This is a genomic window from Curtobacterium sp. GD1 (genome assembly GCF_020882855.1).
GTDB lineage: Bacteria > Actinomycetota > Actinomycetes > Actinomycetales > Microbacteriaceae > Curtobacterium.
Window position 1 is genome coordinate 72,155 of record NZ_JAFEVQ010000007.1, and the last position, 25,668, is coordinate 97,822.

Sequence of the window (25,668 nt, forward strand, 5' to 3'; positions counted from 1 at the left end):
GGAGTACACCGTGCCGGACCGTGACCTCGCCGCCTTCGGCGCCCACACCACCGCCGCCGAGGTCGTGGCGGGGCTCGACCTCCGGGGACGGACCGCCGTCGTGACCGGGGCCGCCTCGGGCATCGGCGTGGAGACGGCCCGAGCGCTCGCCGGGGCCGGTGCGACCGTGACCCTGGCGGTCCGCGACGTCGGGGCCGGACAGCGGGTCGCGGCGGACATCGCCCGCACCACCGGACGCACCGCGCCCGACGTCGCCGAGCTCCACCTCGACCGCCCGGCGTCCGTGGAAGCGTTCGCGGCGTCGTGGTCCGGGCCCCTCGACGTCCTGGTCGCCAACGCCGGGGTGATGGACAGCCCGGAGTCGTACACCTCGGCCGGGTGGGAGACGCAGTTCGCCACGAACCACCTCGGGCACTTCGCGCTGGCCATCGGGCTGCACGAGGCGCTCGCCGCGGCCTCCGGTGCGCGGATCGTCTCGCTGTCGTCGAGCGGGCACGGCAGCTCGCCGGTCGTGTTCGACGACCTGTTCTTCCGGCGTCGCCCGTACGAGCCCGGGCTCGCCTACGCCCAGTCCAAGACCGCCAACGTGCTCTTCGCCGTCGAGGTCGGTCGACGATGGACCGCCGACGGGATCACGGCGAACGCGTGCATGCCCGGAGGGATCTGGACGGGGCTGCAGAAGCACTGGGACCCGGAGGTGCTCGCGGCGACGAAGGTCTCCGCGGTGGACGTCGTCAAGTCCCCGGAGCAGGGCGCGGCGACGTCGGTGCTCCTCGCCACCGCTCCGGAGCTCGACGGCGTGAGCGGCCGGTACTTCGAGGACTGCCACGAGGCCGCCGTCGTCGACCGCATCACCGACGGGCTGCACGGCGTGCTCCCGTGGGCGCTCGAGCCGGCCGCCGCCGAGCGGCTCTGGGACGTCTCGGTCGCGTTGCTCGACGCCGAGGCACGAGCTCGACGCTGACCGAGGCTCAGGCCCCGATGGTCTCCGGCAGGCCCACGGAGGCGCGCATCGCCCTCCGCACGTCGGCCTCGGCCGGCAGGAGCTCGTCCTGGTCACCGCTCAGGAAGAACCGGATCTGCCCGAGGGCCTGCTCGGCGAGCATGTCGAGCCCGTTCAGCACGCGCCCGCCGGCGTCCGCCCACCGCGTGGCGACGGCGGTCGGCCAGGGCTCGTAGGCCACGTCGAAGAGCACCGCGTCCGGCCCTGACGGCACGAGGTCGAGCGTGTCCGCCGCACCCCCGGGCAGCGTCGAGACGACGAACCCGTGACGGCTCCCCGGCAGCTCGGTCAGCGGGAGCACCTCGAGCGAGACCCCGAGCCGCACGGCCAGGTCGACGAGGTGTCCAGCCTTCGCGGTGTCGCGCAGGAACACCCGCACGAGCGACGCCCCGAGCCGCACGGCCGCGGTGAGGGCGCTCGCCGCGGTCGCACCGCCGCCGAGGACGGTCGCCTCGCCCGGGAGGTGTCCGAGCGCCTCGACCGGGCGCACGATCCCCTCGACGTCGGTGTTCGCGCCGGACCGCAGGACGGTGTCGCCGACCGTGCGGAACGCGATGGTGTTGGCGACCCCGAGCTCGTCGACGAGCGGGGTCGTCCGGTCGAGCATCGGCAGGACCTCGCGCTTGAGCGGCATGGTCAGGCTCAGGCCGCGCCAGTCGGGACCCAGCCCCGCGACGAACGCGTCCAGTCCGCCGGACGCGACCTCGTGCCTCCCGTACGTGAACGGCACCCCGAGCACGTCGTAGGCCGCTGCGTGCAGCGTGGGGGAGAGGGAGTGGGCGATGGGGGAGCCGAGCACCGCGAGGCGGGTCCGGGAGGGGTCGGAGTACATGTCCCCGTCAGCCTATCCAGGCGTGTTCCGCGCCGAGCGCTTAGGTTAGGCTTACCTTCGTGATCCGAACTCCCTCCCGCTTCCGCCGAGCGCTCGCCGCTGCCGGAGCCGTCGTCGCAGCGTCCCTCGTCCTCGCCGGGTGCGCCTCCGGCTCCGGTTCGTCGTCCGACGACGCCGCGACCACGTCCGCCGACGGCCAGTTCCCGGTGTCCATCACCACCGCCCTCGGCACCACGAAGATCGACTCGCAGCCGAAGCGCGTCGTCGCCCTCGGCTGGGGCGACGCCGAGACCGCGCTCGAACTCGGCGTGCAGCCCGTCGGGGCGAGCGACTGGCTCGCGTTCGGTGGCGACGGCGTCGGGCCGTGGCTCAAGGGCGCGTACACGAAGTCGCCGAAGATCATCCAGACGCTCGAGCCGAGCTACGAGGACATCCTCAAGCTCAAGCCCGACGTGATCCTCGACGTGAAGTCGTCGGGTGACAAGGACCGCTACGCGAAGCTCTCCGCGATCGCACCGACCGTGGCGATCCCGAAGGGCGGCGAGAACTACCTCGCCTCGACCGAGCAGCAGACCACGATGATCGCGAAGGCGCTCGGCAAGGAGGCCGCGGGCAAGAAGCTCCTCGCCGGCCTCGACGACGCCTACGCCGCCGCCCGCAAGGCGCACCCGGACTTCGCGGGCAAGTCGGCGGTCGTCGGTGCCTACACGTCCGAGGGCTTCGGGGCCTACGCCTCGACGGACAGCCGCTCGACGTTCATGCGGAACCTCGGCTTCACGATCCCGAAGGCGATCGACGAGCAGGCCGGCAAGGCGTTCTCGGTGCACCTGTCGGACGAGAACCTCGACCTGCTGGACGCCGACCTCACGCTGATCCTGCCGATCTACGTCGAGGCGTCCAAGGCCGAGTCCGACCCGCTCTTCCAGAAGGTGCCGTCGGTCGAGGCCGGGCACGCCATCGTGTTCGACGACCCGGACGTGTCGTCGGCGTTCTCGATGGGGACCACCGCCGCGATCGAGTGGGCGCTCGAGAAGCTGCCGGACGAGTTCCAGGCGAAGCTCGGCTGACGCCGATGCGGAACGACGGGAGGCGCGGTGCCAGCTGGCACCGCGCCTCCCGTCTTCCTGTGGTCGCGTCGCGACGCTGCGGTCAGGCGCCGAACGTCGAACCGAGGAACGCGAAGAGCAGGGCGATCAGCGGGAACGACCCCTGCACGAACGCGGAGTTGAGGTACCGGCGACCCGTCCCGAGCAGGACCACGGCGGCACCGAGCATCGACGCCGTCGAGAACACCACGAGCGTCCACCCGGTGGCCCCGTTGCCCGTGACGGCGAGCACCACACCGAGGATCGCGCCGATCGCGAGGAACAGGTTGTAGAAGCCCTGGTTGAACGCCATCGAGCGGGTGGCCTGGACCTCGGTCTCGGACGACAGGCCGAAGATCTTCCGCACACGGGGACTCGTCCACGCGACGGACTCGAGGAAGAAGATGTACACGTGCACGAGGCCCGCGAGGACCGCGAACACGCACGAGATCACGAGCAGGACCGACATGGTCCCCATTCTCGCAGTTCCGAAGGCGTGCTCAGGTCTCGCTCAGGTTCCGGTCGCGGGCCGACGACGTAACCGACACCTGCCGAGCGGTCGCGGCCGTTAGGCTCGGAGCATGAGCGACGACGACACCACGCCCCAGTACGACCCGGCGGCCGTCGCCGAACTGGCCAGCATCCGCCAGAGCATCGACAACATCGACGCCGCGGTCATCCACATGCTCGCCGAGCGCTTCAAGTACACCCAGCGCGTCGGTTACCTCAAGGCAGCAGCGGGGATGCCGGCGGCCGACCCGGGCCGCGAGCAGATCCAGGTCGCACGACTCCGCTCCCTCGCCGCCGAGTCGCACCTCGACCCCGCCTTCGCGGAGAAGTTCCTGAACTTCATCGTCGCCGAGGTCATCCACCACCACGAGCAGATCGCCGGCGGCGACGAGTGAGCGACGCGCTCCCGACGCTCCTCGTCGGCTCGTACACGGCCACCGGCGGCGGGAACGCGACGGGCATCTCGATCGTGCCCGGCGGACCGGTCGGGGGCGCGGACGGCGGCGCGCCGACGGCTCGCACGGTCGCGGTCATCGACGACCCGTCGTTCCTGGCCGTCTCTGGTGACCGGGTCTACGCCGTGTCCGAGACGGCAGACGGCGGTGTCTCGGCCTTTCGCCTGGGCGGCTCGTCGCTCGAACACCTCTGGGACGCTCCGGCCGGCGGCGACGCCCCGTGCCACGTGCGCGTCGACCCGTCCGGCGCGCTCGTCGTCACCAACTACGTCTCCGGCACCGTCACTGCGATCTCGCTCGCCGCAGCGGAGTCGCACGCCGCGTCGGTGCTCGGCAGCGACGGGCTGATCGGCGCGCACGGCAGCGACGACCAGGTGACGGTGCCCGCGTCGGCGCTCGTCACCGAGGTCCTCCCCGACGCCACCGGCCCCGTCGAGGACCGGCAAGAGGGCCCGCACGCCCACCAGTCGACCGCGACGCCGGACGGCACCGTGCTCGTGGCGGACCTCGGCGGCGACGCCCTGCACGAGTTCCGGATCACGGACGCCCCGACCATCGAGCAGGTCCGCGTCCACCACGTCACCCCGGGTGTCGGACCGCGGCACCTCGCCTGGTACGAGGGCGACCTCATCGTGGCCGGTGAGCTCGACGGCCGGGTCCACCGCCTCCGCCGCGACGGCTCGGGGTCGTTCGTGTCGGTGGCCTCCGCGGCGACCTTCACCGGCGAGGTCGGCGAGTCGCTCCTCAGCCACATCGAGGTCGACGACGCCGGGCGCGTGTACGTCGCGGTGCGCGGGCGCGACCTCGTGGTGGTGCTCGACGCATCCGACGGCGGGCTGTCGCTCGTGGGGTCGGCGTCCTCCGGTGGGGTGTGGCCCCGGCACTTCGCGCGGGTGCCCGGGTTCCTCCTCGTGGCGAACCAGATGTCCGACGCCATCGCGGTCCTGTCCCTCGGCGAGGACGGTGTCCCGGGCGAGGCCGTCGCGCAGATCGCGGTCGGCACGCCGGCGTGCGTCGTCCCGGTCGTTGTGCCGGTCTGAGTCCGACCCCATGGACGCGTCCTACACCCTCGTCCCCGGCCCGCCTCCCCTCGACGACTACCTCCGGCTGCGCCGTGACTCCGGCCTGACGCCGAAGGACGCCGACCAGGGCGCCGGGGCGATCGCCGGCAGCTGGTCCGCCTGCCACGTCCTCGATCCCGACGGGCGGCCCGTCGCGATGGGCCGGACGATCGGCGACGGCGGCTGGTACTTCCACATCGCCGACATCGCGACCGACCCGGCGCACCAACGCCGGGGGATCGGTCGTGCGGTGGTCGCTTGGCTCGTCGCGGACATCCGCTCCCGGGCACCCCGTGGCGCGTACGTCACCCTCGTCGGCGACCCGCCCGGGCAGCGCCTCTACCGGTCGCTCGGCTTCGACGACGTCGCACCGAGCCTCGGGATGGCGCTGCTGACCGACTGACCGACTGACCGGCCGGCCGGCCGGGTGGTCAGGACTCGATGACGTTCTCGAACGGTCGGCCCTCGGCCAACGCGGCCACCTGACGACGCATCAGCTCGATCGACCGCGGCACACTGAGGTCCGTGTTGCCGCCGACGTGCGGCGTCAGGACCGTGTTCGGCGTCGTCCAGAGCGGATGCCCGTCGGGCAGGGGTTCGGGATCGGTGACGTCGAGCGCTGCCGAGAGCCGTCCGGACCGCAGCTCGGCGACGAGGGCGTCGGTGTCGACGACCTTGCCGCGGGCGACGTTCACCACGAGGGCGCCGTCGGGCAGCGCGGCGAGCAGGTCGGCGTCCACCAGCCGTTCGGTCTCGTCCGTCAGCGGGGCGATGAGCACCAGGACGTCGGTGGTCGCGGCGAGCTCCGGGAGCTCGCCGAACGCGTGGACCTGCCGGCCGTCCTGCTCACGCGCGGTCCGCGCCACCACGGTGACCTCGGTGCGGAACGCCTCGAAGCGGGTCGCGATCGCGGACCCGATCGCGCCGTAGCCGACCACGGTCACGCGACGGTCGGCGAGGGACCGGGTGGTCCGGGCGTCCCAGACGCCGTTCGTACGGTCGGCCTGGAACGCCCCGAGCTCGCGCAGTGACGTCAGCGCGAGCCCCACCGCGAGTTCGGCGGTCTCGTCGTCGTGGATGCCGCGGCCGTTCGCGAGCTGCGCGTGGCCGGGGACGTGCGGGACCGCGTGCTCGTACCCGGCGCTCGGCAGCTGCAGGAGCCGCAGGTTCGGCAGGTCGTGCACGTACTGCCACCGGTGCCGGCCACCGAAGTAGAACGGCAGGAACGCGATGGCCACGTCGTCGGGGCGTCCGTACGGTGCCTCGACGTCCCATACGTCGAGCTCGATGCCTTCCGGCACGGGGCCGAAGCGATCGACGAGTCCACGGAACGGCAGGGTGACGACGGGCATCAGTCGGTGCCCGTCGTCGTGGCGCTCCGGTCCGACCCGTTCAGGAGTCGGTCCGCGGCGAGAACGAGCCGTGGTCGTCGAGCGGACCCCGACCGACGTAGCCCTCGGTCACGTCCTCGACGATGACGTCCCCGAAGCGGCTCGGGAGCGTGGCGCCGTGGGTGCCGCGCAGCTCGTCGATCGTCGCCTCGAACGCACCCTGGACCTCGAGCGACCCGCTCGTGGCGTCCGTGACACCGATGCGGAGCACCGGGAAGCCGCGGCCGTCGCAGAGGCCCTGGAAGCGGACGTCGTCCTCGCGCCGGACGGTCACGATGACGCGGCCGGTCGACTCGGAGAACAGTGCGGTGGCGGTGTCGACGCCGTCGCGGGCCTCGAGCTCGTCGAGCACGACGCGGGCACCGAGCCCGAACCGGAGCACCGACTCGGCGAGGGTCTGGCCGAGGCCGCCGTCCGCCAGGTCGTGGGCGCTCGTGAGCAGCTGCTCGTTCGCCGCGGCGTGCAGGAGGTCCGCGAGGGCCTTCTCACGCTCGAGGTCGACCGCCGGCGGACGGCCACCGAGGTGTCCGTGCACGGTGCCGGCCCAGGCCGACCCGTCGAGCTCGAGCGACGTGGTGCCGAGCAGGTAGATGTTGTGGCCGTCGTCCTGCCAGCCGGAGGGCACGCGCAGCGCGACGTCCTCGATCACGCCGAGGACACCGACGACCGGGGTCGGGTGGATCGGGGTGGTGCCGGTCTGGTTGTAGAACGACACGTTGCCGCCCGTGACCGGGATCCCGAGCTCCATGCAGCCGTCGGCGAGGCCCTCGACCGCTTCGGAGAACTGCCACATGACCTCGGGGTTCTCGGGGGAGCCGAAGTTCAGGCAGTCGGTCACGGCGGCCGGGACGGCACCGGTGACGGCGACGTTCCGGTAGGCCTCGGCGAGGGCCAGCCGGGCGCCCTGCTTCGGGTCGAGCTGGCAGTAGCGGCCGTTCGCGTCGGTCGCGATCGTGACGCCGAGCCCGGTCTCCTCGTCGACGCGGATCATGCCGCCGTCGTCGGGGAAGGAGAGCGCCGTGTTGCCGAGCACGTAGGTGTCGTACTGGTTCGTCACCCAGTTCTTCGACGCCAGGTTCGGGGAGCCGAGCAGCTGCAGGAACTGCGCCTTGAGGGCGGGGCCGTCGGCCGGGCGGTCGAGCGATGCAGCCGAGTCGGCCTGCAGCGCGTCGATCCAGGTCGGGTAGGCCACGGGGCGGTCGTAGACCGGGCCGTCGACGGCGACCGTGCGCGGGTCGACGTTCACGATCTCCTGGCCCTGCCAGTCGATGACGAGCCGGCCGGTGCCGGTGACCTCGCCGAGGACGCTGGTCTCGACCTCCCACTTGCCGACGACGCTGAGGAACTCGTCGAGCTTCTCGGGGCGGACGACCGCCATCATGCGCTCCTGGCTCTCCGACATGAGGATCTCCTCGGCGGTGAGCGTGGGGTCGCGCAGCAGGACGTCGTCGAGCGAGATGTGCATGCCGCCGTCGCCGTTCGAGGCGAGCTCGCTCGTGGCGCACGAGATGCCGGCGGCACCGAGGTCCTGGATGCCCTCGACGAGTTCCTTCTGGAACAGCTCGAGGCAGCACTCGATGAGGACCTTCTCGGCGAAGGGGTCGCCGACCTGGACGGCGGGACGCTTGGTCGGGCCGCCCTCGGTGAAGGTGTCGGACGCCAGGATCGACGCGCCGCCGATGCCGTCGCCGCCGGTGCGGGCACCGAAGAGCACGACCTTGTTGCCGGCACCCGAGGCGTTCGCGAGGTGCAGGTCCTCGTGGCGGAGGACCCCGACCGCCAGGGCGTTCACCAGCGGGTTGCCCTGGTACACCGGGTCGAAGTAGGTCTCGCCGCCGATGTTCGGCAGGCCGAGGCAGTTGCCGTAGAACGAGATGCCGCCGACCACACCGTGGACGACGCGCTGCGTGTCCTCGTGGTCGATCGCGCCGAAGCGGAGCTGGTCCATCACGGCGACCGGGCGGGCGCCCATCGAGATGATGTCGCGGACGATGCCGCCGACACCGGTCGCGGCGCCCTGGTACGGCTCGACGTAGGACGGGTGGTTGTGCGACTCGACCTTGAAGGTCACCGCCCAGCCGTTGCCGACGTCGATGACACCGGCGTTCTCGCCCATGCCCACCATGAGGTTCTTCGTCATCTCCGGCGTGACCTTCTTGCCGAACTGCCGGAGGTAGTTCTTCGAGGACTTGTACGAGCAGTGCTCGGACCACATCACGGAGTACATCGCCAGCTCGCCCGAGGTGGGGCGGCGGCCGAGGATCTCGCGGATCTTCGCGTACTCGTCGGCCTTCAGCCCGAGCGCCTCGTACGGCTGCTCCTTGTCGGGCGTGGCTGCGGCGTCCTGGACGGTGTCGGGCTTCGGGCGGACGTGTGTCGTCACGGTGGTGTCGTTCCCTGTCACTGGAGTCGTGTTCGTCGGCGTGGTCGTCACTTGACGAGCGTCGACTCGATCACGGAGGTGAAGAAGGTGAGGCCGTCCGTGCCGGAGGCCATCGCCGCGGGGGTGTCCGGGCCGAACCCGGGCTCCGTCGCGTGCTCGGGGTGCGGCATCAGGCCGACGACGTTGCCGCGCTCGTTGGAGACGCCCGCGATGTCGTCGATCGACCCGTTCGGGTTCACGCCGACGTAGCGGAACACGACCTGGCCGTTGTCCTCGATGCGCTTGATCTCGTCGGCGTCCGCGACGAAGCGGCCGTCGGCGTTCTTCAGCGGGATGGTGATCTCCTGCTGGGCCGTGAAGCCGCTCGTCCACGCCGTGGCGGTGGTCTCGACGCGGAGCTTCTGGTCGCGCCGGATGAACTGCTGGTGCGCGTTGCGGGTGTGCGCGCCCGGGACCAGTCGTGCTTCGGCGAGCATCTGGAAGCCGTTGCAGATGCCGAGCACGGGCATCCCCTTGCCGGCGGCGTCGATGACCTCGGCCATGATCGGGGCCTTCGCCGCGATCGCACCGGCACGCAGGTAGTCGCCGTAGGAGAACCCGCCGGGGAGGACGATCGCGTCGACGCCCTGCAGGTCGTGGTCGCCGTGCCAGAGCGCGACGGGGTCGGCGCCGGCGAGACGGACCGCGCGCTGGGCGTCGCGGTCGTCGAGCGAGCCCGGGAACGTGATGACGCCGATGCGCACCGGTGTCACTCGCCTTCGACCGTCACGGACACGACGTCCTCGATGACGGCGTTGGAGAAGACGTCGGCGGCGATCTCGCGGACCTCGGCCAGCTTCTGATCGTCGACCGGGCCGTCGACGGCCACCTCGAAGCGCTTGCCGATGCGGACGTTGGTCAGGTCTGCCTTGCCGAGACGGGCGAGGGCGTTGCCCACCGCCTTGCCCTGGGGGTCGAGGATCTCGGCCTTCGGCATGACCTCGACGACGATCGTTGGCACGTGTTCACTCCAGCACTTCGGGGATGGGTGGGACGCGAACAGTCTACGGGGCGCGCGCGGCGCGTCGGACGCGCTTGCGCTCGGTTGTTCGAAGGCGTACATTCCACTTGGAATAATCGGTACGGACCAGTCCAGGAGGCACGGATGGCGTCGCTCACGCCCCTCGCGTTCGCCGCGCTCGGGCTCCTCGCGGAGTCGCCCATGCACCCCTACGAGATGTTCCAGACGATGCTGCAGCGTCGCGAGGACCAGAACGTCAAGGTCCGACCGGGCACGCTCTACCACCAGATCGGTCGCCTGGTGGACCTCGGCTACGCCGAGGCGCTCGGCACCGCGCGCGAGGGCAACCGACCGGAACGCACCACCTACGCGATCACCGACCACGGGCGCACCGCGCTCGAGGACGGCCTCCGCCGCATGATCGCCGAGCCCGCCGACGAGTACCCGGAGTTCCAACTCGCGGTCTCCCACGTCGACAACCTGAGCGCCGAGGACGCGGCGACCGCCCTGCGCGCCCGCGCCCGCGCACTCCGGACGGAACGCGAGCAGTACGACGAAGCCGCCACGGGCCTCCAGGCCAAGCGTCTCGCGGACCGCTTCTGGCTGGACGTGTCGTACGTCCGTGCCATGCTCACCGCGCAGATCGAGTGGCTCGACGCCGCGGCCGACCGGATCGCGAGCGGCGACATCCCCTGGGACGGCCCGGCCGTCCCCACCGACACAGGCACCACCACGAACAGCAAGGAACCCACTCGATGACCTCCGTCTGGACCACCACCGAGAAGAAGCCGTGGCCGGCCCTCTGGGCCCTCGTCGTCGGCTTCTTCATGATCCTCGTCGACTCGACGATCGTGTCCGTCGCGACGCCGACCATCGCCGCGAAGCTCGACGCCAGCATCAACTCCGTCATCTGGGTGACGAGCGCCTACCTGCTCGCCTACGCCGTGCCGCTCCTCATCACCGGCCGGCTCGGTGACCGCTTCGGCCCGAAGGTCATGTACCAGATCGGGCTCGTGGTGTTCACGCTCTCGAGCCTCTGGTGCGGGCTCGCCGGCTCGATCGAGGTGCTCATCGTGGCCCGTGTGGTCCAGGGGCTCGGCGCGGCGATGATGACGCCGCAGACGATGGCCGTGATCACGCGCATCTTCCCGCCGCAGAACCGCGGCGCGGCGATGGGCCTCTGGGGTGCCGTCGCCGGTGTCGCCTCGCTCGTCGGGCCGATCGTGGGCGGCCTGCTCGTCGACGGCTTCGGCTGGGAGTGGATCTTCTTCGTCAACGTCCCCGTCGGTGTGGTCGCGTTCGTGCTCGCGCAGCGCTTCGTCCCGTCGTTCGACCGGCACGGGCACCGCTTCGACACCCTCGGCATCGTCCTGAGCGCCGTCGGCATGTTCCTGCTCGTCTTCGGCATCCAGGAAGGCGAGACCTACGACTGGGGGACCATCACCGGCCCGATCTCGGTCTGGTCGCTCATCATCTCAGGCATCGTCGTGCTCATCGCCTTCGTGGTGTGGCAGGGCGTGCAGAAGGGTGAGCCGCTCCTGCCGCTCGGCCTCTTCAAGGACCGCAACTTCACGCTCGCGAACATCGCCATCACCGCGGTCGGCGTCGCCATCTCGTCGTTCGCCCTGCCGATCATGCTCTGGGCGCAGGACGTGCTGACGTTCAGCCCGACCCAGGCGGCGCTGCTCCTCGTCCCGCAGGCCGTGCTCTCGGCCGGCCTCGCCCCGCTCGTCGGTAAGAACCTCAACCGGTGGAGCCTCCGCTGGGTCGCGGCGTTCGGACTCGCCTGCTTCTCCGGCGCGCTGTTCTGGTTCGGGTCGCTCCTGGCATCGGGTGCCGACTGGGGCTGGGTGCTCCTGCCGTCGACGCTCCTCGGCCTCGCGAACGCCTGCATGTGGGGGCCGCTCTCGGTCTCCGCGACGCGCAACCTGCCGCCGAAGCTCGCCGGCGCCGGCTCGGGCGTCTACAACACCACGCGGCAGATCGGTGCCGTCCTCGGCTCGGCCGGCATCGCGGCGCTGATCGAGGCGCGGATCACGGCCAACTTCCCGGCGTCCACCGGCGGCACGAGCGCCGGCGGTGCGGAGCAGCAGGTCGGGGCGCTCCCGGCCTTCCTGCAGCAGCCGTTCGCCACCGCCATGGGGCAGTCGCTCGTGCTGCCGGCCGTGGTGCTCGGCATCGGGATCGTCGCCGCGCTGTTCCTGGCGAAGCCGAAGCAGACCGTGGCGTGGCAGCAGACCGGCGGCACGTCCGACGGGTCGCCCGCGTCTGCGTCCGACGGCAGCGTGGTGGGGTCCGAGCAGCGTCACGGTGTCCACGCCGCGGCACCCGCGCCGGAGACCGCCGAGGCCGAGCTCGCCGCGACCGACCACCACGGGCGGCACGCCGACGCCTAATCCGAGCCAGCCCGGAGCCCCGGAGCCCCGTGTCGCACTGTGCGGCGCGGGGCTCCGTCGCGTGCGGGGCGACTTCGCGACAAGACACGTCGTGATCGACTCGTGGAACGTCGTTCTCTGCGCGTGCATCCACTGCGTGTGCATCGGTCGACAAGACACCCGTCGATCGACCGGCACGATGTCGATGTCGCGGCGTCACGACCGACACCGACACCGACACCGCCTCACCCGCGGCGCTGCAGGTGCGCCCGGGTGAGCTCCGCCATCTCCTCGTCGGTGAGGGCGTCGACGGTGCGGGCCTCGCGGCGATCGGACCGCTGCCACCGGATGAACAGCGAGATGAGCACCGGGACGTCTGCGACCTCGGCGATGAACCACAGCAGGTCCCCGGCGAGGTGCTGGTCGCGCAGGGGCGACGGGAACCACGGCTGCCCGACCGCCGCCGTGACCGATCCGTCGAGCACGTGGTTCGTGATCCGGAGCACGATGCCCGGGATCGCGTCCGCCATGAGCTCGACGAACGCGAGCAGGAACTCCATCGTGACGAACGTCGACGAGCGGAGGATCCCCGGCTCGGACAGCGGGGTCAGCAGGGCGAACCCGAGCATCGGCACGAACACCGTGATCGCCGTCGCCCAGACCGGGGACTCGCGGATCGTCGCCGAGAACGGGGTGAGCAGCACGCAGAACAGCGCGAGGGCGATCAGCGGCGACACGACCGCGTTGCCGAGGACCCGTGCCGGACGCGATGCGAGCGCTGCGGAGGCTGCCTGCGCGAGACGAGCCGGGCCTCCCGAGCGGAGCAACGAGACGGGCGCGGCGAACGCGGCGAAGGTGGGGACCGCGAAGAAGAGCAGGGCCAACCGCAGCACGAACGCCCACCGGAGGTCCTGGTCGTGGATGCCGACGATCCCGAACTGCAGGATGCCGAACAGGACGAGCGCCCCGACGAAGGCGAGCGTCCGCCACCACGGCCACCGGGTGCCCCGCCTGGCGGCACCGACGACCCACCAGCCGTAGGTGACCGCGGCCACGGCGATGAGGACGGCCGCGAGCGGGTCGAGGTGCCACGTGCTCCAGAACTCGGGTGTCGACGGCGTGGGGTGCCTCCTCGAGGATCGTGCGGCCGACCACAATCCTCCGCCCGGTACGCACCCCGGAGCAGCCCCTGCCGGTGAGAACCGGTTCAGATCCGGGCGGCGCTCCGGGTCGGCACGGTCCTCGTCAGGAGCCGGACCCCCACCGGCACGGCCAGCGCACCGAGCAGGGCGACCCCGAACGACAGGTGCAGCTGCATCACCGCGAAGGCGGGCCCGATCGTGCAGAGCGCCGCGACGGCGAGCACGGGCCAGGCCGGGCGATCGGTGCCGGGGACGAGTCGGGGGAGCGGCCGGTCGAACCGGCGCAGCGCCCGGGCGGTGCCGAGGGCGACCGCGAGGAGGACGACGAGGGCCACCCCACGGGTCGCCCACCACGTCGGCGACCCCGGCGCCGGGAACGGCACGCCGACGAGCAGGGCGACCCCGTTCAGCGCGATGAACAGCGGCAGGTGCCAGAGGTAGATCGTCATCCCGTCCCGGCCGAGCAGGAAGACGGCGCCCTGGGCCGCGCGGGTGCGCATCAGCCGGGTGAGCGGGGCGTGCACGACCTGCACGAGGCAGGCCTGGGCGATGGCCAGCACGGCGAGCGGGAGCATCGGCGGGTTGAGGTCCTGCAGCATGTCCGGAGCCCAGGGCCCGATCGACGTCAGGGGTACGAGCACGCCGTACCCGGCCGCGGCGACGGCGACGAGCAGCACGCGCGATCGTCGGGCGAACCAGCCGTCGGCCCAGAGGAAGCCGAGCTGCTGCGCGAAGAGCCACACCGGGCCGAGGTTGAGGAGACCGACCTCTGCCGTCCCGGTGGCGAACCGCACGCCGTCGACGGCCGCGGCGAGCACGAGCAGTGCGCCGAGCGTGCGCCACGGAGCGCGTTCGTGGAGTCGCATCATGACCGGCACGCAGCACTGGGTGATCCCGTACGCGGCGAGGAACCAGAGCGGGGAGCCGATGCCGAACGCGACCTCGGCGAGGAGCTCCGGCGGCGTGCCGAGCAGCGTGGCGACGCCCAGCCCGAGCGCGAGCACCGCGAAGAGCGGGATCGCCGGCCGGAACAGCCGCACGAGCCGCGTCGCCATGAAGTCCCGCGCGCCGCCGCCCCGCGCGACCGTGGAACGCCACCCCACGGCGCTGGCGAAGCCGCCGACCACGAAGAAGAGCGGCATCACCTGGCCGATCCAGGTCGCGGCGACGTACCAGGGGAGTTCCTGGAGCGGACTCGTCACCGCGATGCCGCCCGCCCCCACGGCGACACCGACCATCGTGACGTGCACGAAGACGACGAGGACGACGCAGGCCGTCCGGATGAGGTCGACGACCAGGTCCCGCTGCGCGATGATCCCCCGGACGTCCTGAGCGCTGTGCGCCTGCTGCGGCAGGCCCTGCTGCATGGACATGTCGGGACGGTAGCGCGGGTTCCCGCCCTCCCAGCGTCGTTCCAGCCGATCGCGACCGGATCGTGACACATCGTATTCCGCCAGGGGCATGCGACTGGCCTGCGCCTGGCATGCGTTCCGCACGTCGCGCCGCTGCGGACGAGCTCCGGGAGGCGCGGGTCGAGCCGGTCGCCCGGCCCGCCCGCGCCCGGGTCGGCTCAGGCCCGCGGCGCGTCGAGCTCGACCGTCGCGTCGTCCGCGCGTGACGTCCGTCCGATCCGACCGACGGCTCCCGCGACGACGGCGCCGAGCACGGGGAAGACCAGGAACACCCACCACTGCGCGAGCCAGTCCGGCCCCGCGAACACCGCGGTGGCGAACGACCGCGCCGGGTTCAGGGACGCGTTCGAGATCGGGATGAGCGTCAGCAGCAGGATCGTGAGGGTCGCGCCGATGACCACGGGCGCCGGGACCGCGCTCCCGCGGGCTCCGGTCACGCGGAGGATCACCGTCACGAAGACGGCCGTCGCGATCGTCTCGGCGAGGGCGACGCCGAGCAGGGTGGAACCGCCGGGACTCTGCGCGTCGAAGCCGTTCGAGGCGAAGCCGCCGTCGAGCGTGCTCTGCAGGGCGGTGGCCGGTCCGAGTCCGGCGAACAGGACGAGGACGGCAGCCCCGGCCGTGCCGCCGACGAACTGGGCGACGAGGTACGGGCCGACGTCCGCCCACCGGTGCCGGCCGGCGACCGCGAGGCCGATCGTCACCGCGGGGTTGAAGTGTCCCCCGCTGACGGGACCGAACGCACTCGCGCCGATCATCACCACGAGGCCGAGGGTGAGCGCGACCCCGAGCAGCCCGATCCCGAGCGTGTTGTGCTCGTCGGGGAACACGGCGGTGGAGGTCGCGGCGCCGACGAGGGCGAACACGAGCAGGAAGGTCCCCGCGGCCTCGGCGACGAGGCGGGCGGGGAGCGCGGCTGGGACGGGAGCGACTGGTGGTGCATCTGTCATGCCCCACCGTTCGCGCTCGACCATCGGATCGCCTGGTGTACAGTGGCGGTGTTGTCTTGATCTCTGCAAAAGAAAGGCTCAGCATGGACGTCGACGCCGACCTGCTCCGCGCCTCCGGTCTCCGGGTCACGACACCACGCCTGGCGGTCCTCCGTGCGACGGAGACCATGCCGCACGCGACCGCCGACGACATCGTCACCGCGCTCGCCGCCGAGCTGCCGACCACGAGTCACCAGGCGGTGTACGGCGTCCTCGCGGCACTGACCGGCGTCGGACTGGTCCGGCGCATCGAGCCCGCGGGCAGCCCCGCCCGGTACGAGCGACGGACCGGCGACAACCACCACCACATCGTCTGCACGATGTGCGGCGCGATCGAGGACGTCGACTGCGCCGTCGGCCACGCGCCGTGCCTCACCCCGTCCGAGACGCACGGCTTCGCCGTCACCACGGCCGAGGTCACCTACTGGGGCATCTGCGAACAGTGCGCCGCCGCCGAACGCGACGACACCTTGGCCGTCCCGGCCTGACCGCCGACACCCCGACCCGGGGACGACCGCAGTCGTTCCCGCTCCCGGCACCGAACCGGGACCACGAGCAACCCGAGCACCCCTGACCGAACCAACCGTTCCACCCAAGGAGGAACCGTGTCCGACCAGAACACGACGCCCGGCCAGCCGGCCGGCACCCCCACCACGACCACCAACTCCGGCGCGCCGGTGTCGAGCGACCAGCACTCCATGGGTGTCGGCGCCGACGGCCCCCTCGCGCTGCACGACCACTACCTGGTCGAGAAGCTCGCCCAGTTCAACCGTGAGCGCGTCCCGGAGCGGGTCGTCCACGCCAAGGGCGGCGGTGCCTTCGGTACCTTCACCGTCACGCAGGACATCAGCAAGTACACCCGTGCCGCGTTCCTGCAGCCGGGCAAGCAGACCGAGATGCTCGCCCGCTTCTCGTCCGTCGCCGGCGAGCAGGGCTCCCCGGACACCTGGCGCGACCCGCGCGGCTTCGCGCTGAAGTTCTACACCGAGGACGGCAACTACGACCTCGTCGGCAACAACACCCCCGTGTTCTTCATCCGCGACGGCATCAAGTTCCCGGACTTCATCCGCTCGCAGAAGCGCCTGCCGGGTTCGCACCTGCGCGACCACGACATGCAGTGGGACTTCTGGACCCTGTCGCCCGAGTCGGCCCACCAGGTCACGTGGCTGATGGGCGACCGCGGTCTGCCGGCGTCGTGGCGCGAGATGGACGGCTTCGGCTCGCACACCTACCAGTGGATCTCGGCCTCGGGCGAGCGCTTCTGGGTGAAGTACCACTTCCTCACCGAGCAGGGCCACAAGACCCTGACGCAGGAGGACGCCGACCGCATCGCCGGCGAGGACGCGGACTTCCACATCCGTGACCTGCACGCGGCCATCGAGCGCGGCGACAACCCGCGCTGGACCCTCAAGGTGCAGGTCATGCCCTACGCCGATGCCGAGGGCTACCGCTTCAACCCGTTCGACCTGACGAAGGTGTGGCCGCACGCGGACTACCCGCTCATCGAGGTCGGCACGATGGAGCTCAACCGCAACCCGGAGAACTACTTCGCGCAGATCGAGCAGGCGACCTTCGCCCCCTCGAACTTCGTTCCCGGCATCGCGGCGAGCCCCGACAAGATGCTCCTCGCGCGCATCTTCAGCTACGCGGACGCGCACCGCTACCGCGTCGGCACGAACCACGCGCAGCTGCCCGTGAACGCCCCGAAGAACGAGGTGCACTCGTACTCGAAGGACGGCGCGATGCGCTTCGACTTCCAGAAGTCCGAGGTCCCGGTGTACGCGCCGAACTCGCTCGGCGGTGCGCACGCCGACCCGGCCGCGACCGACGAGACCCCCGGCTGGGAGTCCGACGGCGCGCTGCAGCGCTCCGCCGCGACCCTCCACCCCGAGGACGACGACTTCGGTCAGGCCGGCACCCTGGTGCGCGAGGTCCTCGACGACGCCGCCCGTGAGCGCCTGGTCGGCAACATCGCCGGGCACGTCTCGAAGGTGACGCGCGACGACCTGCGCGAGCGGGTGTTCGCCTACTGGACGAACGTCGACGCCGACCTCGGCGCGCGCGTGCGCGCAGCGGTCGCGCCGAGCGCGCCCGGTTCGAACGAGGACCCGGAGAAGGTCGCGGTCGAGGCGTAAGCCCCGCTTCCACCAGACGGGAGGCGCGGTGCGGGTCGAACCCGCACCGCGCCTCCCGTCTGTGCGCGGTCCCACGACGACTGCGCACGGTCCACCGCGTGCAGTCGTCGTCCTGCTGCGCAGGTCCGGTGCGATCCCTAGACCTGCTGGCCGTTCAGCCAGATCGGGCCGGCCGGCCAGTCCTCGAGCCGCTCGGCCACGGGGAGCACCATCCAGCCGCCCTGGTCGGTCATCGGCAGCCCGGCGCCCTCGGCCGTGAAGGCCGTGTAGTCCGCGACGACGTCGTCGAACACGTGCCAGCCGAGGTTCGCGTAGAACGGCACCCGGTTCTCGCCGGCGCCGAGGAACCCGTACGGCACCGCCAGCCCCTCGAGCACGGCGTGCGCACGCTCCATCAGGTCGCGGCCCTTGCCGGTGCCCTGCAGTCGTGGCGACACCGCGACGAGGCCGGTGTCGCCGACGAGGACGTCCCGGCCGCCGACGGTGATGAACATCCGGCGGATCCCGACGTGGGCGAGGACGACGTCGTCGGCGTCACGGGCGAGCACGCGCCGCTCGGGCTGCATGCCCGCCCAGCTGCGGCCGCCCACGTACCAGTGCGACCAGTCCGGGAACGCCTGCCCCAGGAGCGCTGCGATCGCCTCGTGGTCGGGGAGCGACAGCGTGCTCTCCTCGACCACCTCCCACCGGATGTCCTCAGTCACGGGTCCATCCTGCCGGAGACCGTCCGTCCCGGTGCGGTGGGGTCAGCCGCGACCCGGCGCCGTGACCTCGATCCGGTTCGCCCACGGGTCCTCGAAGGCGACCGTCCGACCGTCGTCCGCCGACCGCACCCCGGAGTCGTGCATCCGCTCGACCAGGGCGCCGAGGTCGTCCGCGCCGGGCACCTCGATCCGGACGAGACCGAGTCCGAGCGCGAGCTGGCGACGTCCGGCCCCGCGCGAGTTCCACGTGTTCATCGCCATGTGGTGGTGGTAGCCGCCGGCGCTGACGAACAGCGCCTCACCCCAACCGGCCGTGGTCGCGAAGCCGAGCCGGTCGACGTAGAACTCCTCGGCGGTGGCGACGTCCCCGACCGACAGGTGCACGTGGCCGACACGTCCGGGGCGTGCTGCTGCGCCGTCGAGGGCGTCCTGCGTGAGGTGCTCCTGCAGGAAGGCGTTCGGGTCGACGGAGATGGTGGCCATGTCGACCATGCCGTGCGTCCACGACCACTCGGTGCGGTCGCGGTCCCAGTAGAGCTCGACGCCGTTGCCCTCGGGGTCGGTGAAGTAGAAGGCGTTGCTGACGAGGTGGTCGGCGCTGCCCGTGAAGGTCTGCGGGTACCGGGTCGCGACGGAGTAGAGCGCGGCGGCCAGGTCGGCCTTCGTGTCGAACAGGATCGCGGTGTGGAACAGGCCGGCGTCGTGCGGCCCGGCGTGCTGCATCGACGGCGCGTGCTCGAGGATGACGATCGGGGTCGTGCCCCGCCCGAGCACCGCCACACCGCCCTCGTTCGACAGGAGGGACAGCCGCACGCCGTCGCGGTAGTAGCCGATCATGCGGTCGAGGTCGGCGACCCGGAGCGTCACGGCGCCCATCGAGGTGTCGGCGGCGAGGAGGTCCTGCGTGGTCATGCGACCAGTGTGCGCCCATTTGGTTGACGCGTCAACCAAATGGGCGTGACGTCTGCCATCGCACACGTGGCGTGTGCCATCGCGAGCACGGCGCGTGCCATCGCACTCGGTGTCCTGTCGGCTGCGCGGCCCCGGGCAGGGCCAAGATGGAGGGATGCCACGCACACGACGACTGCCGGACCGAGCGGACGGCCGCGGTGGTGGCCGTCCGGACCGCCGCGACCTGCCGATCGAGCAGATGCGCGACCGGATGTCGTCGTACGTCTACGGCAACATCACCGTGCTCGCCGCCGCGATCGCCGTGGACCCCGCCGCGATCCACCACGGCTCGGCGGTGTGGGCGGTCCTCGGCACCGCGGTGCTCACGTACCTCGCGCACGTGCTGTCGCACCTGGTCGCGCACGGGCTCGGGGACGACGACGCGTCCGACGACGTCCGTCGCGAGTCCGTGGTCACCATCGTCCGCAACGCGAACCCGATCGCCACGTCCGGCCTCATCCCCGCGGTGCTGTACGCCGTCGCGTGGATCGGCTGGCTGCCCGCGTCGTGGGCGCAGACGGCCGCGCTCGTGATCCTCGTGGTCCGCATCGGCATGGTCGGTGTGTTCATGCAGCGGTTCAGCGGCAAGCGGCCGACGTTCCTCGGGCTCTGGGGCGGCATCGTGCTCGCCGCCGTCGCGTTCGTCATCGGTGTCGTCAAGGTGGTGCTGACGCATTGAGCGACGAAGCCGTCGCCGAGCCCCGCAGGCGTGCCCGCTGGAAGTTCCTCCGTGACCTCGCGATCATCGTGGTCGTCGCGCTGCTGGCGTCCTTCCTGGTGAAGTCGTACCTCGTCCGGTCGTTCTTCATCCCCTCGCTGTCGATGGCGAACACGCTCCTGGTCGGCGACCGGGTGCTCGTCAACGAACTCGTCCCCGGAGTGGTGCCGCTCCGACGCGGCGACGTCGTCGTCTTCGAGGACCCGGGCGGCTGGCTCGGGCCCGGGCAGGGGAACGACCTCATCAAGCGGGTGATCGGCCTGCCCGGCGACACCGTGTCGTGCTGCGACGCGCAGGGGCGCCTGTCGGTGAACGGTCACGCGGTCGACGAGTCGTACGTCGTGCTGCAGCCCGGCTCCGACCGGGTCGCGCTGACCGACTTCTCGGTGACCGTGCCGAAGGGCCGGCTGTGGGTGATGGGCGACAACCGGTACGACTCCGCCGACTCCCGGGCGCACGGGACCGTCCCGGTGTCGGACGTCGTCGGTCGGGCGTTCGTCACGACCTGGCCGGTGTCGCGGTGGACGGTGCTGTCACGGCACGGCGACGTCTGGGACGCGGTCCCGGACCCGTGATCGACGGCGAACGGCCGACCCGTTGCGCGACGCGGACGGGGGTCTCGCGTGCGCCGGACGGTCACGGTAGCGTTCGGTGGCCCGCCGGACCCGGCGCGCGGATCGTCGAACGGAGGCTCTCGTGACGTCCTCCGACCAGCCGTTCGACTACCGCTCCGGCGGCGACGAGCACGTCTCCCTCCGGAAGATCCGCACCGGTGGGCCGCAGGCCGGCACGATCGGCCCCCGCCCCGACCACGTCGTCTTCGTGCTCGCCAACGGCCGGGCGACGCTGACCGCCGACGACGGCAGCGAGTGGGACGTCGGGCCCGGACGACCGATGATGCTGTCGGCGCCCGTCGCGTACGCGTTCGACACCGACGCGACCGCGATGACGCTCCTGCACGTCGCGCCCGCGATGCTCGGCGACGCCGAGGAGCCGTCGGAGTTCGTGCAACCGGACGCCGCCGACCCCGGCGTCGAGCCCCTGCTGACGCTGTTGCGCGAGGTGACCGACCGCATCCTCGACCCCGACCTCGACGCCACCGAGCGGGCAGCGCTGAACCGGCGGGTGGCCACGGTCGTGCTGTCGACGTTCACCCGGTCCCGCTCCGACGTCGAGCACCGGCTGCGTCGCGCCATCCGCTTCGTGCACGACCACGCGGACGAGGACCTCGAAGTCGCGGACATCGCCGCCGGCGCGGAGCTCAGCGAACGGGGTCTGCAGGACCTGTTCCGCCGGCGCCTCGCCGTGACGCCGATGCGCTACCTCCGCGAGGTCCGCCTCGACCGCGTGCACCTCGAACTCACGTCCCGCCGGGGCGGGGTCGTGACGGTCCGCGACATCGCGCGGCGCTGGCGCTTCGCGCACCTCGGCCGGTTCGCGGCCTCGTACCGGCAGCGGTTCGGCGAGAGTCCGCACCAGACGCTCCGGCGGTCGGGCCGTTCCGAGGGCTGACCAGCCGGACCCCGCACAGGAGGCGCGGTGCGGGTCCGACCCGCACCGCGCCTCCTGTGCGTCAGCAGCCCGTCGTCGTCAGCGTGACCGTCGCGACCTCGCCGTTCGACACGGTCGCTTCCTGCGGGCAGAGCTCGTTCGCCCGCACGGTCACCTTGCCCAGCGGAACCCCGGCGAAGTCCGCGGTGCCGCCCGGGAACACCCGCTGGTGCTCGGAGAGCTTCCCGGTCTCGGCGGTGAAGACCTTCACCTCGTAGGGGTGGTCCGCGGCGTTGGCTGACACGGTCACGGACAGCTGCCCGGTGGAGTCGTGCGCACCGCAGCCGGTGAGCGTCAGGGCCGCGGCGACGCCGAGGACGAACACGGGGGCGACACGTCGGAGCACGTCGGCAAGGCTACGCCGTCCCGAGCAGCCAGCCGTTGTCCGCCGCGACCCGGAGCGCCTCGGTCGCGTTGCGCGCGGCGGTCTTCCCGATCGCGGACGACAGGTGGTTGCGGACCGTGCCCTCGGACAGGTGCAGCGACCCGGCGACCCCGGCCACGGTCGGCGCCGTGCGGAAGGCGATGAGCACGTCGGTCTCCCGCGGGGTGAGCGGGGACGGGCCGGCGGCGAGGGACTCCGCGGCGAGCACGGGGTCGACGACCCGGAACCCGCCCGCGACGCGTCGGACGGCGTCGGCGAGCTGCTCGGCGGGGGTGTCCTTCACGACGAAGCCCGCGGCCCCGGCCTCCAGCGCGCGCCGGAGGTACCCGGGCCGGCCGAACGTCGTCACGATGAGCGATCGGCACGTGGGCAGCGCGCGGGCGAGGGCAGCGGCGGCGGTGAGCCCGTCGGCGCCGGGCATCTCGACGTCGAGCAGGGCGACGGTGGCGCCGGACGACCGTGCTGCCTCGAGCACCTCGTCGCCGCGGGCCACCTGGGCGACGACCTCGATGTCCCGCTCGAGCGACAGCAGGGACGCGAGCGCACCGCGGACGAGCGCCTGGTCGTCGGCGAGGAGCACACGGATGGTCTCGGTCATCGTCGGTTCCTCTCGACCCGCAGCCGGAAGCCGCCCAGGTCGCTCGTGCCGGTGGTCAGGGTCGCCCCGACGGCGTCGGCACGCTCGCGGAGCCCGCGCAGCCCGTTGCCCGGGGTGGTGGAAGCGGCGTCCGGGTCGAGCAGACCCGTGCCGTCGTCCTCGATCGTCAGGGCGGACCGGGTGAGCGTGACCCGGACCCGACTGGCTGCCGCGTGGCGGATGACGTTCGTGACGCCCTCGCGCAGGACCCACGCGAACAGGCTCCGGACGTCGTCGGCCGCCGCGTCGCCGTCGCGGGGGAGCACCGCGTCGATCGCCGCGGCCTCGAGCGCCGCCCGTGCCGACACGAGTTCGGCGTCGAGGTCGGCCTCGCGGTAGCCGCTCACCGCGCGCCGGAGCCCCTGCAGGGCCTCGCGGGAGAGCCGCTCGACGTCCTGCATCTCGGTCTTCGCCCGTGCCGGGTCGACGTCCACCAACCGTGCGGCGAGCTCGGACTTCATCGCCACGACGGTGAGCGAGTGGCCGAGGACGTCGTGCAGGTCGCGGGAGAACCGTGCGCGCTCCTCGACGACGGCGAGCCGGGTGATCTCGTCCTGCGCGACGCCGAGCCGCTGTTCCGCTTCGCGCTGCCGGCCGAAGAAGAGCATCGACGCTCCGACGGACACGGTGATGACCGGGGCGAACAGGATGCCGCTGTTCACCGCAGTGTCCCAGCCGGTGCTCGCGGCGACGAGGAACTGTGCGCCGAGGATCGCGAGCACGACCACGCCGGCGACCCAGAACCGTTCCGCGACGAACCCGGACAGTGCGGCGACGAGCAGCCAGGTCCAGACGGCGAGCGGCCCGACCACGAACAGCAGCAGCCCCGCGAGCAGGGCGACCCCGGCGAGGACCACCACTCGTCCGCGCAGGCTCCGTCGCCACATGAGCTCCGGTGCGAACAGGTACGCGGCGTAGACGACGGCGAGGGCCACGGTGGAGAGGACGTGCGCCCGGAGGCTCCGGCCGTCGCCCCAGACCGCGATGATCTCGAGCACCTGCCAGAGGAGCGCGAACACCGCACCGGTGTACCAGCGGCGCCGCCCGACGCGGATGTCGTCGTCGCTCGCGCCCGGTGGGACGGCCCACGGGAACGATCGCGGTGACGGGCGGGACGACCTGGAGGCGCGTGGTGCGTGCTCCGCACCGCGCGCCTCGGTCGTGCTGGTCGCCTCGGACATCGGTGCCAGCGTAGGACCGTCGGTCACTGTCGTGCGGCGTCGCGGCGGTAGCGCCACACGATCACCGCGGCGAGGACGATCGCCCAGCCCGCCAGGACCATCGCCGGCTCGGTCATGCCCGAGGACCCGGTCGCACCGGCGCCCATCTGCCCGATCCGGTTCAGCCAGTACGAGGGCAGCAGGTGCGCGACGCTCCCCATCCAGCCCGGCATCACCGACAGCGGGACCCAGAGGCCGCCGAGGATCGCCAGGCCCATGAACACCACCATGAAGAGCGGCTGCGCGAACGACGGCTTCGCGAACTGCCCGATGAGGATCGCGATGAGGGCGAACGGGATCACCCCGCACCAGATGCCGAACCCGGCGGCGAACCAGTGCAGCGGGTCGAGCGAGGCGTGCAGGACCACGGTCGCGACGAGCACCGTGATGACGATCGACACCGCGGAGAAGGCCATCGCGGCGATCACCTTCGACACCATGAACCCCCACCCGGACAGCGGCGTCACGCGGAGCTGCCGGTTCCAGCCGATCGACCGTTCGTTGACGATCGCGAACGCCTGGCTGAGCGCGGCCATCATCGCGCCGTACGAGGCCATCTGCAGCGTCGTGACGGTGAGGTACTGCAGGTGTGTCGTCGGGTCGGTCTGGGAACCGAACGCCGAGCCGAACACGAGCAGCATGATCACCGGGACGGCGAAGGTGAAGACCATCGCGCGGACGTTGCGGAGCTGCCGCTTCGTCTCGAGGTACACGTAGCGGATCGGCAGGCGGCCGGAGGCGGTGGCGGTGGTCATGCGAGGACTCCTTCGGGAGCGGTGTCGGTGGGAGCTGCGGCGGGGTCGGCGGTGAGCGCGAGGAAGGCGTCGTCCATGGTCGAGGCGACCACCTGGATGTCGTGCGCCTGCGGGAACGTGGCGAGCAGGGCCCTGAGGGTGTCGTCGCTGCGGTCCGAGCGGAGCGTGACGGAGTCGTGCCGCGCCTCCAGGGAGACGACTCCCGGCAGACCGCGCAACGCGACGTGCGCGTCGGCGCCGAGCCCGGAGAACCGGACCGCGCGCGTGGCGGTGATCGCCTTGATCTCGGCGGGCGTGCCGTCCGCGACGATCCGGCCGGCGCGCATGATGACGATGCGGTCGGCGAAGGTGTCGGCCTCGTCGAGGTAGTGCGTCGCGAACACGACCGTGCGCCCCGCGTCGGTGAACTCGCGCATCGACGACCAGAACGTGTGCCGGGCCTCGACGTCCATCGCCGCGGTCGGCTCGTCGAGCACCAGGAGGTCCGGGTCCGAGACCACGGCGACGGCGAACCGTGCGCGCTGCAGCTGCCCGCCGGAGAGCTTGTTGACCCGGCGTCCGGCGATCTCGGTGCACCGCGCTCGCCGGAGGGCCTCGTCGACCGGCATCGGACGCCGGTGTGCCGCGGCGACGAGCGCGACCGCGTCCCGGACCGTCGTGTCCGGCAGGAGTGCGCCGCCCTGGAGCATCGCGCCGACCCGGCCGGCGACGACCGCGGCGCGGGGCTCCTCGCCGAAGAGCAGGGCCTGGCCGGTCGTCGGCGTGGACAGCCCGAGCGCCAGGTCGACGGTCGTGGTCTTGCCGGCGCCGTTCGGGCCGAGGAGGGCGACGACCTCGCCCGGACGGATCGTCAGGTCGACGCCGTCGACCGCGGCCACGGCGCCGAAGCGCTTGCGGAGGTCGCGGAGCTGGATGACCGGTGTGTCGTTCATGGTCCACAGCCTGACGCTGCGTGCGGACGTGCCCCTCTGCCG

Annotated in this window: 28 protein-coding genes; 12 read left to right on the forward strand and 16 right to left on the reverse strand. The window is 71.9% G+C overall.

All coding sequences use genetic code 11. The features are described from left to right. Window positions 1–10 precede the first annotated feature (10 nt). On the forward strand, window positions 11–964 hold the full coding sequence (locus JSX79_RS05520; protein WP_229085400.1) for an SDR family NAD(P)-dependent oxidoreductase: 954 nt from the start codon (window positions 11–13) through the stop codon (window positions 962–964). 7 nt (window positions 965–971) lie between these two features. On the opposite strand, the gene JSX79_RS05525 is transcribed toward JSX79_RS05520, so the two are convergent. Continuing rightward, entirely contained in the window at window positions 972–1,835 is an 864-nt protein-coding gene (locus tag JSX79_RS05525) for a shikimate dehydrogenase (RefSeq protein WP_070417026.1), read from the reverse strand. A gap of 59 nt (window positions 1,836–1,894) precedes the next feature. Between JSX79_RS05525 and JSX79_RS05530 the strand changes: the two genes are divergently transcribed. Continuing rightward, entirely contained in the window at window positions 1,895–2,902 is a 1,008-nt protein-coding gene (locus JSX79_RS05530) for an iron-siderophore ABC transporter substrate-binding protein (protein ID WP_229085401.1), read from the forward strand. An 82-nt stretch (window positions 2,903–2,984) separates the two neighbouring features. Here JSX79_RS05530 and JSX79_RS05535 read toward each other — a convergent pair whose 3' ends face one another. Then, on the reverse strand, window positions 2,985–3,389 hold the full coding sequence (locus JSX79_RS05535) for a DUF1304 domain-containing protein (protein WP_083295407.1): 405 nt from the start codon (window positions 3,387–3,389) through the stop codon (window positions 2,985–2,987). 112 nt (window positions 3,390–3,501) lie between these two features. On the opposite strand from JSX79_RS05535, the gene JSX79_RS05540 reads away from it, so the two are divergent. From JSX79_RS05540 to JSX79_RS05550, 3 genes are read left to right on the forward strand one after another with little or no spacing between them, the layout of a single operon-like run. After that, window positions 3,502–3,825 (forward strand): chorismate mutase, encoded by a 324-nt coding sequence (locus tag JSX79_RS05540; RefSeq protein WP_070417024.1) that lies wholly within the window; start codon window positions 3,502–3,504, stop codon window positions 3,823–3,825. Continuing rightward, window positions 3,822–4,925 carry a beta-propeller fold lactonase family protein gene (locus tag JSX79_RS05545; RefSeq protein WP_229085402.1) on the forward strand — a complete coding sequence of 368 codons (1,104 nt, stop codon included), beginning with the start codon at window positions 3,822–3,824 and terminating at the stop codon, window positions 4,923–4,925. Before JSX79_RS05540 ends, JSX79_RS05545 begins: the two co-directional genes overlap by 4 nt. A gap of 10 nt (window positions 4,926–4,935) precedes the next feature. Beyond that, complete coding sequence (locus JSX79_RS05550) at window positions 4,936–5,349, forward strand: GNAT family N-acetyltransferase (RefSeq protein WP_092384588.1); 414 nt, start codon at window positions 4,936–4,938, stop codon at window positions 5,347–5,349. Window positions 5,350–5,377: 28 nt separating this feature from the next. On the opposite strand, the gene JSX79_RS05555 is transcribed toward JSX79_RS05550, so the two are convergent. From JSX79_RS05555 to purS, 4 genes are read right to left on the reverse strand one after another with little or no spacing between them, the layout of a single operon-like run. Then, window positions 5,378–6,298, reverse strand: coding sequence for a 2-hydroxyacid dehydrogenase (locus JSX79_RS05555; protein ID WP_229085403.1), 921 nt, complete (start codon window positions 6,296–6,298; stop codon window positions 5,378–5,380). 40 nt (window positions 6,299–6,338) lie between these two features. Then, window positions 6,339–8,720, reverse strand: coding sequence for a phosphoribosylformylglycinamidine synthase subunit PurL (gene purL / locus JSX79_RS05560; RefSeq protein ID WP_229085404.1), 2,382 nt, complete (start codon window positions 8,718–8,720; stop codon window positions 6,339–6,341). 47 nt (window positions 8,721–8,767) lie between these two features. Further along, window positions 8,768–9,463 (reverse strand): phosphoribosylformylglycinamidine synthase subunit PurQ, encoded by a 696-nt coding sequence (purQ, locus tag JSX79_RS05565; RefSeq protein ID WP_031263015.1) that lies wholly within the window; start codon window positions 9,461–9,463, stop codon window positions 8,768–8,770. A gap of 5 nt (window positions 9,464–9,468) precedes the next feature. After that, window positions 9,469–9,720, reverse strand: a complete 252-nt coding sequence (gene purS / locus JSX79_RS05570) for a phosphoribosylformylglycinamidine synthase subunit PurS (protein ID WP_070417019.1) — start codon at window positions 9,718–9,720, stop codon at window positions 9,469–9,471. 144 nt (window positions 9,721–9,864) lie between these two features. Here purS and JSX79_RS05575 point away from each other — a divergent pair, with 144 nt between their 5' ends. Together JSX79_RS05575 and JSX79_RS05580 are read left to right on the forward strand one after the other, a co-directional pair. Continuing rightward, window positions 9,865–10,479, forward strand: coding sequence for a PadR family transcriptional regulator (locus tag JSX79_RS05575; protein ID WP_071303488.1), 615 nt, complete (start codon window positions 9,865–9,867; stop codon window positions 10,477–10,479). Further along, complete coding sequence (locus tag JSX79_RS05580; protein ID WP_229085405.1) at window positions 10,476–12,116, forward strand: DHA2 family efflux MFS transporter permease subunit; 1,641 nt, start codon at window positions 10,476–10,478, stop codon at window positions 12,114–12,116. Before JSX79_RS05575 ends, JSX79_RS05580 begins: the two co-directional genes overlap by 4 nt. Window positions 12,117–12,340: 224 nt before the next feature. Here JSX79_RS05580 and JSX79_RS05585 read toward each other — a convergent pair whose 3' ends face one another. The 3 genes from JSX79_RS05585 to JSX79_RS05595 all read right to left on the reverse strand — a co-directional run bounded on the left by JSX79_RS05585 (window position 12,341) and on the right by JSX79_RS05595 (window position 15,599). Next, window positions 12,341–13,252: a cytochrome c oxidase assembly protein gene (locus JSX79_RS05585; protein WP_229085406.1), complete on the reverse strand. Its 912-nt coding sequence runs from the start codon at window positions 13,250–13,252 to the stop codon at window positions 12,341–12,343. A gap of 50 nt (window positions 13,253–13,302) precedes the next feature. Further along, window positions 13,303–14,610 carry an acyltransferase gene (locus tag JSX79_RS05590; RefSeq protein ID WP_229085407.1) on the reverse strand — a complete coding sequence of 436 codons (1,308 nt, stop codon included), beginning with the start codon at window positions 14,608–14,610 and terminating at the stop codon, window positions 13,303–13,305. A gap of 197 nt (window positions 14,611–14,807) precedes the next feature. Beyond that, window positions 14,808–15,599 carry an aquaporin gene (locus JSX79_RS05595; RefSeq protein ID WP_229085408.1) on the reverse strand — a complete coding sequence of 264 codons (792 nt, stop codon included), beginning with the start codon at window positions 15,597–15,599 and terminating at the stop codon, window positions 14,808–14,810. A gap of 83 nt (window positions 15,600–15,682) precedes the next feature. On the opposite strand from JSX79_RS05595, the gene JSX79_RS05600 reads away from it, so the two are divergent. After that, window positions 15,683–16,126: a Fur family transcriptional regulator gene (locus JSX79_RS05600; RefSeq protein ID WP_229085409.1), complete on the forward strand. Its 444-nt coding sequence runs from the start codon at window positions 15,683–15,685 to the stop codon at window positions 16,124–16,126. A 117-nt stretch (window positions 16,127–16,243) separates the two neighbouring features. Beyond that, window positions 16,244–17,773: a catalase gene (locus JSX79_RS05605; protein ID WP_071294464.1), complete on the forward strand. Its 1,530-nt coding sequence runs from the start codon at window positions 16,244–16,246 to the stop codon at window positions 17,771–17,773. Window positions 17,774–17,910: 137 nt separating this feature from the next. Here the strand turns inward: JSX79_RS05605 and JSX79_RS05610 are convergent, their stop codons facing one another. Together JSX79_RS05610 and JSX79_RS05615 are read right to left on the reverse strand one after the other, a co-directional pair. After that, the gene (locus tag JSX79_RS05610; RefSeq protein WP_071303490.1) at window positions 17,911–18,477 is read right to left on the reverse strand and encodes a GNAT family N-acetyltransferase; all 567 of its coding nucleotides are present in this window, start codon (window positions 18,475–18,477) and stop codon (window positions 17,911–17,913) included. 42 nt (window positions 18,478–18,519) lie between these two features. Beyond that, the gene (locus JSX79_RS05615) at window positions 18,520–19,389 is read right to left on the reverse strand and encodes a VOC family protein (RefSeq protein ID WP_071294466.1); all 870 of its coding nucleotides are present in this window, start codon (window positions 19,387–19,389) and stop codon (window positions 18,520–18,522) included. A 154-nt stretch (window positions 19,390–19,543) separates the two neighbouring features. Here JSX79_RS05615 and JSX79_RS05620 point away from each other — a divergent pair, with 154 nt between their 5' ends. From JSX79_RS05620 to JSX79_RS05630, 3 genes are all read left to right on the forward strand, one after another. Further along, complete coding sequence (locus JSX79_RS05620; RefSeq protein WP_229085410.1) at window positions 19,544–20,107, forward strand: hypothetical protein; 564 nt, start codon at window positions 19,544–19,546, stop codon at window positions 20,105–20,107. Next, entirely contained in the window at window positions 20,104–20,721 is a 618-nt protein-coding gene (gene lepB / locus JSX79_RS05625; RefSeq protein ID WP_229085411.1) for a signal peptidase I, read from the forward strand. The genes JSX79_RS05620 and lepB overlap by 4 nt, the downstream gene beginning before the upstream one ends. 121 nt (window positions 20,722–20,842) lie before the next feature. After that, the gene (locus JSX79_RS05630; RefSeq protein ID WP_070417011.1) at window positions 20,843–21,658 is read left to right on the forward strand and encodes an AraC family transcriptional regulator; all 816 of its coding nucleotides are present in this window, start codon (window positions 20,843–20,845) and stop codon (window positions 21,656–21,658) included. Between the two features lie 61 nt (window positions 21,659–21,719). On the opposite strand, the gene JSX79_RS05635 is transcribed toward JSX79_RS05630, so the two are convergent. The 5 genes from JSX79_RS05635 to JSX79_RS05655 are packed head-to-tail and all read right to left on the reverse strand — an operon-like array spanning window position 21,720 to window position 25,626. Next, window positions 21,720–22,043, reverse strand: a complete 324-nt coding sequence (locus JSX79_RS05635; protein ID WP_139199461.1) for a hypothetical protein — start codon at window positions 22,041–22,043, stop codon at window positions 21,720–21,722. A 10-nt stretch (window positions 22,044–22,053) separates the two neighbouring features. Beyond that, window positions 22,054–22,680, reverse strand: a complete 627-nt coding sequence (locus tag JSX79_RS05640; RefSeq protein ID WP_229085412.1) for a response regulator — start codon at window positions 22,678–22,680, stop codon at window positions 22,054–22,056. Continuing rightward, on the reverse strand, window positions 22,677–23,900 hold the full coding sequence (locus JSX79_RS05645) for a sensor histidine kinase (protein WP_229085413.1): 1,224 nt from the start codon (window positions 23,898–23,900) through the stop codon (window positions 22,677–22,679). Before JSX79_RS05645 ends, JSX79_RS05640 begins: the two co-directional genes overlap by 4 nt. Window positions 23,901–23,923: 23 nt before the next feature. Further along, complete coding sequence (locus tag JSX79_RS05650; protein ID WP_175473755.1) at window positions 23,924–24,694, reverse strand: ABC transporter permease; 771 nt, start codon at window positions 24,692–24,694, stop codon at window positions 23,924–23,926. Further along, a complete protein-coding gene (locus tag JSX79_RS05655; protein WP_229085414.1) occupies window positions 24,691–25,626 on the reverse strand; it encodes an ABC transporter ATP-binding protein in 936 nt (311 codons plus the stop codon). Before JSX79_RS05655 ends, JSX79_RS05650 begins: the two co-directional genes overlap by 4 nt. Window positions 25,627–25,668 lie beyond the last annotated feature (42 nt).